The following is a 12,720-nucleotide window of genomic DNA, read 5'->3' as shown; positions in this document are numbered from 1 at the left end:
ATAAAGCTCCCCACTGATTAAAGTTTCATTTTACTTCTTATCCATTTTCAATTCCGTCTCAGCTAATAGCGGCAACACATTATCAAAAATATGCGTGTTGTTCTCTTTTCCAGTCACATATCCACCATAAAACCTGCTGAATACATTGTCATTCCGAAATTCACTCATGCGCTCATACAATTCTTGGGCAAATTTTTTATCTCCTACTTGTAATACATATAAAATCGTTAGCCCATATGCTGCTGGTGATTCAAAATCTACTACTGGTTTTCCTGTTTCTAAATCATAGCGACCGTATAACTTCCCATCTTTGCGGAATACCTTTTTAATAAACTCTAAATATGCTTCGGAGGAAATTCCGCCTAAACTACGATGGTAAGCAACATACGATTGATCAATGAGATTCACCCGGTTTTCATATGTAAATGTACCATCCTCTTTGTATTCTTTCGGGAATGCCCAGCCACGTCTTGGATAATCCGTTAAAAATTGAATAGCTTCCTGATACTGCGTTTCTGAAATTTTTCCGTACTTTTTCATATAAGAGAATGCACTTGGATTTATGTAAGATGTCGTTAATATGTTATTTTGCATACCCTTATCTGCGTCATAATAGTCAACATAGATTTTCTTTTTCTTATTATAACGTAGTACAGCATCACTCACTTGATCCGCAAGATGCTTATACCGCTCTTCTTTATACATGTCATAAGCACGATATAGCTGTTCGATGATGCGGAGATCATCAATGAGAGCATTCGTACCAGCCTGTCTTTCTCCTGTTTCAGAAATCTTCCATAAAACAATATGGACTGGATGTATAAAATAATTTTGGATCACCTTTACTTGTTCATCAAACAATGATTGATCGTCCATATCAAGCGTATATTGTAACCATAGCCCTGATGATTCTGATAATGCTTCACGGCCGGTAGCCTCGTTCGTTCCTACCTTTGAATCAGCTATGCGATATGTTGCGAGCGTCCCATTCTCGTTCATCATATGTCTCATAATAAAATATTCTGTTCGATTTCCTTGTAGTGCAGTCCAAAAAACAATTCCACCTAAAACCATAAATAAAGTTAACGCAATCCATATATACAAACGTTTCCGCACTTTTTCTCACCTCTATAATAAGACTAACCGTAATCTTAGTAGAGCATACGAAAACATTAAAAAGACAATCCTTTAGATTGTCTCTTACTTTTCTATCCTTTACACACGTTAATTAGCCTCTTTTGTAGGGCGATACAATAATTGCACAAGGTGATCATATTCACGCCGTGTAATTTCTTTATTATATAACTTTAATAACAAATCTTTATGCTCTTTCGAAAACGCCATTTTTCTAATGACTTCAGGATACATACAAACATCCCCTCCGTTTTACATAAACTTCCACATTCTGTTAAACTCTAGCTTGTCCTTCTACAAATAAAACCCCTTAGATAGAACTAACGTTCGTATAAGCATTATAAAAGATTTTGTTCTAAAACACAAATAAAATATTCTTATCTTTATTTTCTGAAGATTTCAAAATCATAATATCATATCCACTTTTTAAAATACATATATATTTTTGGCATTTTTTTGAATAAATTTTCCAATCCAATCAGAAAATAATGGCAAAAATGAAGAGGAGTAGAATTATGGATACTGTTACATTGTCACGGGCTTTCTTTGGGTCATCACTAGCATTCCACATCATTTTTGCAACACTTGGAATCGGACTATCTTTAATGATTTTTATAAGCGAAGTATTATATCACTGGAGAAAGGATTCTGATTACGCCGTTATGGCAAAAAGGTGGACAAAGGCTTTCGCCATCCTTCTTGGTGTCGCAATTCCTACTGGAACAATCGTCGGTGTACAAATTTCACTTCTTTGGCCCGGATTCGCCAAAATTGTCGGTCAAGTGATTTCTGTTCCATTTCAGATTGAGATTTTCGCCTTCTTCTTAGAAGCTTTATTTATGTCCATTTATGTATATGCAGCAGATAAATTACCACCATTTATGAGATTAATCTCACTCTTTTTTGTCATGCTTGGTGCCACTGCATCTGCCGTATTAATTACCTCAGCAAACACATGGATGAATACACCGGCAGGCTTTTCTATGAATCCTGATGGCTCTGTTTTTAACGTTGACCCGTGGAAAGCATTCTTTAATCCAAGCTTTTTCACAAGCTCCCTTCACGTTGTCATTACGGCTTATGCAACAGGAGCGGCAGTCATTGCTTCTATCGCTGGGTTTAAATTATTAAAACGAAATCTGGGTGCAAGAGAAATCGCTTATCATAAAAAAGGATTATTTTTAGGCCTTGTCGTTACATTTATTACAGGTGCTACGATGTGGCTTTCTGGACATGAATCGGCAATTGCTTTGCATGAACATTCTCCGGAAAAATTAGCATCTGCAGAAGCTTTATTTGAAACGACATCACATGCTCCTTTGTCCATTGGCGGAGTTGTCAATCCTGAAACTCTTGAACTGAACTACGCCCTCGAAATCCCAAATATGCTAAGTATGTTAGTTGGATTTAATCCTAATACCGTTGTAAAGGGGTTAAATGAATTTCCACAAGAAACGTGGCCGCCATTTTATACCCATACGTTCTTTAATTTAATGGTTGGTACAGCTGCATTCACTTTTGCTGTAGCAGCAATCGCTCTTGTATATTGGTACTTTATCTATCGAAAAAAAGGAGCAGAATTACCAAAATGGCTTCTATGGGCTACTGCTGCGTGCGGACCGATTATGATGCTCGGCATTGAATTTGGATGGGTTTTCAGTTGTAGCGGTCGTCAACCTTGGACGATTTATGGGATGCAGCGCACAATGGATGCTGCTACGCGCGCTGATTTCGTCGGGCCTTTATTTATTTTATTCATCATTTTGTATATCGGTCTTGGCGCTTTAACGATTTTCGTACTACGAACGTTCTTTAGAAGACATCCATTAAAAAATGATCTAGGGCAGCAAGGAGGAGATCCTCGTGCATGAGGCAAGTATTGCGATTATCATCTTATGGGCCATCATCTTCGTATACAGCATTTTAGGTTCCATTGATTTTGGAGCCGGATTTTGGGGCATGGTATACGCAAAGCACCCGACACTAGCCGGAAAGCTTGCCAATCGTTATTTATCACCAACATGGGAAGTAACGAATACATTTCTCGTCTTTGTCGTTGTCGCATTTCTTGGCTTCTTTCCGAAAGCAGCTTTTACACTCGCAACAGTGATGTTTGTACCGGTGACATTAATTTTAGTTCTCGTTGCCATTCGTAGTACATTCATGGTTTTTGCATATTCCGTACCGAAGTATGAGCATATCTTGCGCTTTATTTCTGGTATTACAGGGCTCTTAATTCCAGCCTTATTAATTACAGTTTTGCCAGTAACAGAAGGTGCTTATATTACGACCTCTAGTGGAAAAGAAGTGCTATTATACGGGAAACTTCTATCAAGCCCTGTAATCTATTGGTATATGTTATTTGGGTTAACTTCAGAGTTGTTCCTATCCTCTCTTTTTCTAGCTGACTTTGCAAGAGAGCAGCGCTCAGAGGATACGTATCGACTCTACAGACGAAACGCCATCGTACTTGGTCCGGCGACGCTCGTTACAGCCATTATCGCCCTGGTTGTTATGGAACCAGAAACACATTGGCTCATGCAAGGATTAATTAAGCAGTTTCCATGGTTCACAGTCTCCATTCTTTTATTTGTAATCGGGTATTCTTCCCTTTGGTGGACAAATAAAAAATATGCTTCACTCGGCTGGCCTCGCATCGCTGTTTTAGCAGTTGTTGCACAATATGCCTTTGCTAGCTACGCTTACGGCGTCGCGCATTTACCGTATATCATTTATCCGGACGTTACTGTATTTACAAGCTTTACAACGAAAGAAACATTCTATGCGCTGCTCATCCTCTATGCAATCGGCATCGCGATCTTGCTTCCAGGCTTTATCTTCTTCTGGAATTTATTCTTAAAGGATCGAACGTTCCTCAAAGAAAAATAACGATTTAAAGAGAAGCTACTCCAAACATTTACTAAAATGTCTAGAGTAGCTTCTCTTTATAATAATGACTCCCTAAATAATTTCTACATCTTTACAAACAAAAACACCATATATATATCCATTTTGTTTTTCCTTCATACTAAGTCGCGGCTATGAAAACAAAAAAAGATTCCCACTCGAGCGGACGCTCTCTCCACCTAAAAAGAAAGAGTTTATATCGGTTTTTTAATTTTTATTTATATAAAACGAAACTTCCATCACTGATTGTATTTTTTGGGGATAACTCCTTTTTGGATTTTCACATATAAGTTACTGCTATGAAAACAAAAAGTGGCCTACTCTCTTTTTCTCCCTTTGTTTTAAACTCGGCATGGGGCCAAAAAAGGACCTGACCGCTTCTACACTCGGGCGGACGCTCTCTCCCATCTGAAAAATAGGTTTTAAATCGTTTTTTCAATTTGTATTTATATAGGTTCTTCTCTCTATCAAAAAGCACTAGTTATCTCTCTCATATCTATATTTGCCTTTTAACATCAAATACACATATTCACTAGATTCAGGTACATGCCTAGTTCTTCTTATTTTTTTTTGAATATAATGCTGTATACACTTGAGACAAGCTCAAATCTATTTGCTCAAGTACAAAAGAAAGGTAGGCTAACAATGAGTACTGAAATATTGATTACAATCGTCGTCTTCTTCTTAACCATGATCATCATTTTTTGGCGACCACGGGGATTGAATGAAGCATGGCCCGCTGCAATTGGTGCCGGCATCATTCTCCTTACAGGACTTGTATCAAAACCGGATGTTATGGATATTATTAGTAAAATAGGAGGCGCCTCCATAACTATCTTAGCAACCATCGTTATGGCCGTTATATTAGAAAGCTTCGGCTTCTTCCATTGGGCGGCTGCAAAACTGGCAAATCTAGCAAAAGGTTCTGGTCACCGTTTATACTGGTATATTCAATTACTATGCTTCCTCATGACTCTTTTATTTAACAACGATGGCAGCATCTTAATTACAACTCCAATTTTAATTTTACTTCTCAAAAACCTTCAATTAAAACCACACCAACAAATTCCGTATTTACTAAGTGGTGCTTTAATTGCTACTGCTTCAAGTGCACCAATTGGTGTAAGTAATATCGTAAACTTAATCGCATTAAATATCGTACACATGACACTTTATATGCACACTGCAATGATGTTCGTACCTGCAACACTAGGACTACTATTTATGTCATGGCTCATGTACACTGTTTTAAAGAGAAAACTACCTAAAAAATTACCAGTTTCCTCTTATGATATTGAAGAAATCTTCTTCACAAAAAATTTCCATCCTCTAAAAGGAAAAAATTCCGTTGATACAAAACAAAAACGGACAAAATTTATGTTAAAGGTATTACTTTTCGTATTCCTTATGCGCTGTCTTCTCTTCGTCGCTTCCTTCCTATCCATACCAATTGAAATTGTAGCTGTACTCGGTTCACTCGTTCTCCTTGTATGGAGATGGTACTATTTACGTACAAACCCTGTCGATATCTTAAAAAAGACACCGTGGCACATTTTGATCTTCGCATTCTCCATGTATGTTATTATTTACGGGCTTCACAATGCAGGATTAACAACGTTTCTTGTAAAGTGGCTCGAACCGATTGTTAACCAGCATCTACTATACGCAAGCTTTACAATGGGTGGATTGGTTTCACTTCTCTCCAACGTCTTTAATAATCACCCCGCATTAATGATTGGTACCATTACATTAACCGAAATGGGACTCGATCCAGTCACTCTAAAAACAATTTATCTTGCAAATATTATCGGTAGTGACATGGGATCGTTATTATTACCAATCGGTACACTTGCTTCCCTCATTTGGATGTACATCCTAAAACAAAATAAAATTAAAGTGAAGTGGAAAGATTATTTAAGCGTATCCCTTATCGTCATTCCGCTCTCAACAATCGTAACATTATTCCTCTTATTCTACTGGGTACAACTTTTCTTCTCCCTCTAAAAAACAATAGCCTCCTTTGCTACCGTCTTAGCAAAGGAGGCTTCTTCTATATTTAAATTAGATACACGTGATCAATTAAGTTAAAAGGTGTTCGGAAGCCGTACATATCTCCCACTATTTGTGGGCATTCGTACCCCCATCTCAAATCCAATTATTCATATAAGTGACTGCCAGCTTCTTTAAATTCTTCTGATTTCTCTTTCATGCCTTTTTCAATTGCTTCTGTTGTTTCTAAATCATTTTCTTTTGCATATTCACGAATGTCATGTGAAATTCTCATACTACAGAACTTCGGACCACACATGGAACAGAAATGAGCTGTTTTTGCTCCTTCTGCTGGTAATGTTTCATCGTGGAAATCCATTGCCCGTTCAGGATCTAACGATAAGTTAAATTGATCGCGCCAGCGGAATTCAAAACGCGCTTTTGAAAGAGCATCATCACGCTGCTGCGCTGTTTTGTGTCCTTTCGCAAGATCAGCCGCATGCGCCGCAATTTTATACGTAATAACCCCTTCACGAACGTCATCTTTGTTCGGTAATCCTAAATGCTCTTTCGGTGTTACATAACAAAGCATTGCTGTACCAAACCAGCCAATCATCGCTGCACCAATCGCCGATGTAATATGATCATAACCCGGTGCAATATCCGTTGTTAAAGGTCCAAGTGTATAAAATGGTGCGCCTTGGCAAATATCAAGTTCTTTATCCATATTTTCTTTAATTAAATGCATTGGTACATGCCCTGGTCCTTCAATCATAACTTGAACATCATGCTTCCAAGCAATTTTTGTTAACTCACCAAGCGTTTCAAGCTCAGAGAATTGCGCTTCATCATTCGCATCCGCAATCGAACCTGGACGTAATCCATCTCCAAGAGAGAAGGAAACATCATATTGTTTCATAATTTCACAAATTTCTTCAAAGTGAGTGTATAAGAAGTTTTCTTTATGATGGAATAAACACCACTGCGCCATAATAGAACCACCGCGCGAAACAATTCCTGTCGTACGTTTTGCTGTAATTGGAATGTAACGAAGTAGTACACCTGCATGAATTGTAAAGTAATCCACACCTTGCTCCGCTTGTTCAATTAACGTGTCACGGTATACTTCCCAAGTTAAATCTTCAGCAATACCATTTACTTTTTCTAGCGCTTGATAAATCGGCACTGTTCCAACTGGTACAGGAGCATTACGAATAATCCATTCACGAGTTGTATGAATATTTTTCCCTGTTGATAGGTCCATAATTGTATCTGCACCCCAGCGCGTTGCCCATGTCATCTTCTCTACTTCTTCCGCGATAGAAGAAGAAACTGCAGAGTTACCGATATTCGCATTTACTTTCACGTGGAAATTACGTCCGATAATCATCGGTTCTGCTTCTGGGTGGTTAATGTTTGCTGGTAAAATCGCACGTCCTTCTGCGATTTCTTTACGAACAAACTCAGGCTCTACACCTTCACGAATCGCAACATATTCCATCTCAGATGTAATGATACCGTTACGTGCATAGTGCATTTGCGTTACATTTGCGCCCTTTTTTGCACGAAGTGGTTTACGATCCATCTGCGGGAACACAGGTGTATGCTGAGAAGCAGCCTTCACGCCATCATCTTCCGGTCTAATTTCACGTCCTTCATACTCTTCTACATCTCCACGGTCAACAATCCAAGCACGGCGAGGTGTTGGAATTCCTTTTTCCAGCTCTACTTTGTACTCAGGGTCTGTGTACGGACCACTTGTATCATACACGCGAATCGGCGGATTTGGTACACCGTTTGTATCACTTTGCTCAATCTCACGCATTGGTACTTTCATACCTTCACGCGGGCCATCCACATAGACTTTCTGACTTCCTGGTAAACTCGACTTCAATTCAATTTGCTCAGCTGAAACAGATTGCTTCATAATTTGTGTTTCCTCCCCTTTATCATTTCAGGCAAATCGAACTTGCTCAGAATCTCGGGCCACCTTCTGGGCAATTCGATTCCCGCTTCAGCAGCTAGAATGGTCGGTGGCTTCGCCTCCCATTCTGACCGAGCCGCTTTCGCTTTACTTGTGAAAAGGACAAGAACTAGTGACCAGCGCATGCCAAAATAAAAAGAGCCAGGTCCATAGTAAAACAAGGACCTGGCTCATAAAGACATAGTTATGTAAAGCCGTTAACTTCCCTACGCTGGTACGAGCCAGATCAGGTCCAGAGGGTTAAGAAGTTCTCGCACTTCTCTCTCAGCCCACGCTTCTCTTGGGCACCCCTAGTTTATCACTGATTTAATTTTCAATACTTTCCCATCATACACGATAATCAGAAAAATGCAAAGGCATGAAGTACAATTTTTACATGTCGTTTTTTATCTGCTAGTCGATACTCCCTATTGAACCACTGATTATTAGCCCGACCAATCGGGCTTTTACAGGCAGTTCATCTCCCACCTAACTTCTTTGTTTCCACTGAATTTTGAGGTGGGGGTCAAAACTTATCCATATTCAGCTAAAATCAGAACACCTAAAAAGTTAGTCATATTATTTATTCACATATGTAAAGTAAAGTTTAGATCAGGAGTGAAATTATAATGGGTTGTTTGGGATCTATCTTCCGATTTACGTTTTTCGCAATATGTATCATTTTTGTCCTCTGGTTTGGAGGCTCGTCAATTATTGCCTTCTTTTCCGCTCTGTTTGGGGGAAGTTGGATGCATTTCTGGACACTATTTTCTATCTGGATTACTGCAAATTACGGAATCGGTTGGCTGTTTGAAGTTCACTGGAAAGATGAGGACGCAGGCGAAGAATTCTTTGCAATTTTCATTCTTTTCATCAGCATACTTATTTATAGAGGGATCAATAAACTTGGGAGGGTATTTATTCGAGGATGAATAGTCTTTCATGCCGTGCGTAACCATCGGGTTAAGGTTATGTATAATTTTAGAAACAAACAAGCCAGGTACTAAAAGCACCTGGCTTGTTTGTGTTAAGTTGGTGGCTATGAATCTTTTCTCTACTTACGGTATCATCCACGTTAAATAATAAGCTTGTACATATGTCATAATCCCAACAATAACTACAAAGAATATACTATGTTTTACTGTGAAGCGGAATAAGTCAGATTCTTTTCCAGCGAGACCTACTGCTGCACACGCGATCGCAATCGATTGCGGAGAAATCATTTTACCCGTTACACCACCTGTTGTATTTGCAGCAACAAGCAATACTTCTGATACGCCAACTTGCTGCGCTGTAATAGCTTGTAAGTTGGAGAATAATGCGTTTGCCGACGTATCTGATCCTGTTAAGAATACGCCGATCCAACCAAGGAATGGTGAGAAGAACGGGAATAATCCACCTGTTCCTGCTAATGCTAACGCGAGTGTTGACGATAAACCAGAATAGTTTGCGATGAATGCGAATCCTAATACGAAACCTATAGATAGAATTGGCATTTTTAATTCTTGTAATGTCTCTTTAAACGTTTCAACTGCTTGTTTTGCGCTCATTTTCAGTATAAAGATTGAAATGATACACGCGATTAAAATCGCTGTTCCTGTTGCGGATAGAACGTCAAACTTTAATACCGCCTCATAAGGCGTTGGTTTATTTACAATTGGCTCTGCCTTCATTACTAAATTATGCAATCCTGGAACTTCAAACTTAAAGACAAGACTTTCTAACGCCCCGCCTGGAGCAAATAAAGCTTTAAAGAACCCTTGACTCCAAATGACAACCATCACCGTCAAAATAATAAACGGTGACCAAGCTTTCACAACTTTTCCAACTGTTAATTTCGGCATTGATGAAGCCGTCGTTGCAGCCACTTCAGCGTTCGCTTGATTAGATTGATAAATTTCTTTCGGTTGCCATACTTTTAGGAATAATGCTAAACATACTAAGCTGACAAGTGCTGATGTAATATCCGGAAGTTCCGGTCCTAAAAACGTCGCTGTAATAAACTGTGTAATTGCAAATGAACCACCTGCTACAAATAATGCAGGCCATGTTTGTTTTATACCTTTGAAGCCATCCATTAAAAATACGATAAAGAATGGAACAAATAGTGATAAGAATGGCAATTGATGCCCAGCCATTTGGCCGATTTTGTGAGGATCAATACCCGTTACTTGCCCCGCAACTGTAATCGGAATCCCCATCGCTCCAAACGCTACTGGTGCTGTATTGGCAATTAAGCAAAGTCCAGCCGCATATAACGGATTTAAACCAAGACCTGCAAGAAGTGCTGCCGTAATTGCTACCGGTGCACCAAATCCTGCTGCCCCTTCCAAAAATGCGCCAAATGAAAAACCAATTAAAATAACGAGTAAACGATGATCATTTGTAATCGATAGTACCGATGCACGAATCACATCAAATTGCCCTGTTTTAACAGAAATCTTATATAAAAATACCGACATCACAATAATCCATGCAATTGGCCATAACCCATATAAGAAACCATATCCAGTTGCAGCCATCGCCATTGTAAACGGCATTTTATACGCAAATAGCGCAACTAAAATCGTTAACACAACTGTAATAAATCCTGCCACATACCCCTTCATACGAAACACTGCTAAAGCCAAGAAAAAAAAGATAATTGGAATAAGTGCTACCGCTGCGGAAATCCAAATGTTACCGAACGGATTGTAAACTTGTGTCCATGTCCCCATTGTCCTCTCCCTTTCTGTAATCCCCTGTGTTAAGGTCCTTAAAACCCTATCAATAGACTACCAGGTCATCATACCTTTAAGCCTAAAATAAAAAACGTTTTAAGAAAACGTTTTCAATTATTTGTATTTATACTTTACCATACCATTTTTATTTTAAAAAGATTTTTCTGATTATTTTTCCCGTTTTTTCGTTTAATTGTACTTTCTATAAATAGGAAAAAAGTAAGTTTCATTCTTCCCTCATTATTTTAAACAAACGTTTGATTAACAAAAGAAGAGACTGTCACTCTGGCGTATTTCACTTTAAACAAACGTTTGATTAAAAGCCTTATGCCTCGTTCAGCACAACTAAAAAAGAAAAAGCACTCGCAATTCGCAAGTGCCCTACCTTCTTCTTCTTTTCTTCTTTTTTCTCATAAGCTTTTTCCGGCGCGTATTCAATCGATCCGCTATAATATGGAGTGCACTCGCAGCGATAACTCCAATTACAAATGTCGTTAAAGCAACATCATGTTCCTTTGCAATCTCAAGCAACCTTCCGTCTAGTACCATTTTATTTACTATGTATAGGAATGGAGAAAAGACAAGAAGCATATACAATATACGAATGAGATCACCGATTACAAGCGTATGCGTTAAAAAAGAACGATGCGGCATCACACATTGATACGGATACCAAAAAATACGAAGTAATCCCCATTTATTATAGGCGTTACTATGAATATCCAAATCTGGTGTTAAGAAAAATGTGCCGATTAAAAATCCTATCGCAAAAGTGAGTAAAAAATCAAAATTTGTTAATCCATACGAAACAAGCATAAATAAAACAATCGGAAGAGAAAGTAAGTTTATTTTCGTATGTGTTTTTCCTGATGGCATAGTACACTTCCTCGCTTATGTTTGCCCTGCCAGCACATGACAGTTCTCACCTATTGATCTAATTTTTGATCGATAAACGATGTGTCTATATCTGAACCAAACCAATCCGCTAATTTCATCTGCGCTTTTTCTTTTACATCTTCATTTACATACATGGATGCTTGCAAAAGTGCAGCTGTTAATGCCCCTAAATCATCCGTATAACCAATTCCCGCTATAAAATCCGGAATCGCATCAATTGGCGCAATAAAGTAAGCAAGTGCTCCGATAATGGGTGCCTTTACTCGTTTTGGAACATCCGGTCTTTGCATAACGTAAAACAGCAATAAACTTGCATAAATAACCGATTGTCCCGCTTGTTTCGCTACATGTTTCACTTTATTCCAAAACGCTTCAACTGAAAATTTTCGTTCCATATAAAGAGCCCCCATATTTTGTTTTTTCACTATACGCAAAAGTAGATGTGCCTTCAAAAAGAAAAAACTAGCCTCATTAGTCAATAAAAAGCTCATCCAATATACACATAACCGATCGATGAAAACTTATTGTAACAGACAACACCAAAAAGAACAAGTGTTCGCAATCATTTCCCGCTATTTACTCTAATTATAATAAGATTTTTCACATATAAATCACGGCTTCGGGAACAAAAGAAGACCTGCTCTCTTCTCCTCCCTTTGTTTTAAACTCATCATGGGGCGAAAAAAGGATCTGACCGTTTCTAAGCTCAGGCGGACGCTCTCTCCCACCTAAAAAGAGGGGGGTTATACATTAAAATTTCCATCACCAATCAAAATTTTGCTAAATCACTCTTTTTGTTCTTTCACTTATAAGTTGCTTTGCATACAAAATGGACCTGCTCTCTCCTTCTCCCTTTGTTTTAAATTCGGCATGGGGCGAAAAAAGGACCTGACCGCCTCTATGCTCAGGCGGACGCTCTCTCCCATCTAAAAAGAAAGGGTTTATATATTTTCTATCAATATTTCTCAATATAAAATGTTCTATTTCTCTTAACATTCTCTTTTATCTTTGTTATATTTTCTAGTTGACGAGCATATAAACCAATGTTAAAGTTTTCTCTGGCAGCAACAACGAAAATACAAAAACTGTAAAATGTTATAGTGTTTCTAA

General features: G+C 38.4%; 10 protein-coding genes and 1 riboswitch. Of the genes, 4 read left to right on the top strand and 6 right to left on the bottom strand.

The window, feature by feature from the left end; all coding sequences use genetic code 11:
* Positions 1-30 precede the first annotated feature (30 nt).
* Positions 31-1,116 (bottom strand): hypothetical protein, encoded by a 1,086-nt coding sequence (locus tag JDS96_RS00740; RefSeq protein WP_003205092.1) that lies wholly within the window; start codon positions 1,114-1,116, stop codon positions 31-33.
* 108 nt (positions 1,117-1,224) lie between these two features.
* The gene (locus JDS96_RS00735) at positions 1,225-1,368 is read right to left on the bottom strand and encodes a hypothetical protein (RefSeq protein ID WP_003205090.1); all 144 of its coding nucleotides are present in this window, start codon (positions 1,366-1,368) and stop codon (positions 1,225-1,227) included.
* Between the two features lie 281 nt (positions 1,369-1,649).
* Here JDS96_RS00735 and JDS96_RS00730 point away from each other — a divergent pair, with 281 nt between their 5' ends.
* The 3 genes from JDS96_RS00730 to JDS96_RS00720 all read left to right on the top strand — a co-directional run bounded on the left by JDS96_RS00730 (position 1,650) and on the right by JDS96_RS00720 (position 6,045).
* The gene (locus JDS96_RS00730; protein ID WP_018781264.1) at positions 1,650-3,005 is read left to right on the top strand and encodes a cytochrome ubiquinol oxidase subunit I; all 1,356 of its coding nucleotides are present in this window, start codon (positions 1,650-1,652) and stop codon (positions 3,003-3,005) included.
* The gene (locus JDS96_RS00725) at positions 2,998-4,023 is read left to right on the top strand and encodes a cytochrome d ubiquinol oxidase subunit II (protein WP_098205805.1); all 1,026 of its coding nucleotides are present in this window, start codon (positions 2,998-3,000) and stop codon (positions 4,021-4,023) included. The genes JDS96_RS00730 and JDS96_RS00725 overlap by 8 nt, the downstream gene beginning before the upstream one ends.
* Before the next feature lie 663 nt (positions 4,024-4,686).
* Entirely contained in the window at positions 4,687-6,045 is a 1,359-nt protein-coding gene (locus JDS96_RS00720; RefSeq protein ID WP_018781262.1) for an arsenic transporter, read from the top strand.
* 151 nt (positions 6,046-6,196) lie between these two features.
* Here JDS96_RS00720 and thiC read toward each other — a convergent pair whose 3' ends face one another.
* On the bottom strand, positions 6,197-7,957 hold the full coding sequence (gene thiC / locus JDS96_RS00715) for a phosphomethylpyrimidine synthase ThiC (protein WP_199665736.1): 1,761 nt from the start codon (positions 7,955-7,957) through the stop codon (positions 6,197-6,199).
* A gap of 243 nt (positions 7,958-8,200) precedes the next feature.
* Positions 8,201-8,316, bottom strand: a riboswitch (TPP riboswitch).
* Between the two features lie 426 nt (positions 8,317-8,742).
* Here thiC and JDS96_RS00710 point away from each other — a divergent pair.
* Positions 8,743-8,925 (top strand): hypothetical protein, encoded by a 183-nt coding sequence (locus tag JDS96_RS00710; protein WP_003205080.1) that lies wholly within the window; start codon positions 8,743-8,745, stop codon positions 8,923-8,925.
* Between the two features lie 126 nt (positions 8,926-9,051).
* Here JDS96_RS00710 and lldP read toward each other — a convergent pair whose 3' ends face one another.
* The 3 genes from lldP to JDS96_RS00695 all read right to left on the bottom strand — a co-directional run bounded on the left by lldP (position 9,052) and on the right by JDS96_RS00695 (position 12,005).
* A complete protein-coding gene (gene lldP / locus JDS96_RS00705) occupies positions 9,052-10,710 on the bottom strand; it encodes an L-lactate permease (RefSeq protein ID WP_199665735.1) in 1,659 nt (552 codons plus the stop codon).
* Positions 10,711-11,094: 384 nt separating this feature from the next.
* Entirely contained in the window at positions 11,095-11,589 is a 495-nt protein-coding gene (locus tag JDS96_RS00700) for a metal-binding protein (protein ID WP_003209033.1), read from the bottom strand.
* Between the two features lie 50 nt (positions 11,590-11,639).
* Positions 11,640-12,005 carry a YkvA family protein gene (locus JDS96_RS00695; protein ID WP_199665734.1) on the bottom strand — a complete coding sequence of 122 codons (366 nt, stop codon included), beginning with the start codon at positions 12,003-12,005 and terminating at the stop codon, positions 11,640-11,642.
* Positions 12,006-12,720: the final 715 nt, after the last annotated feature.

This window comes from Bacillus cereus group sp. N21 (assembly GCF_016483395.1).
In the GTDB taxonomy this organism is placed as follows: Bacteria; Bacillota; Bacilli; order Bacillales; family Bacillaceae_G; genus Bacillus_A; species Bacillus_A pseudomycoides.
This window is presented reverse-complemented; position numbering and strand designations above follow the sequence as displayed.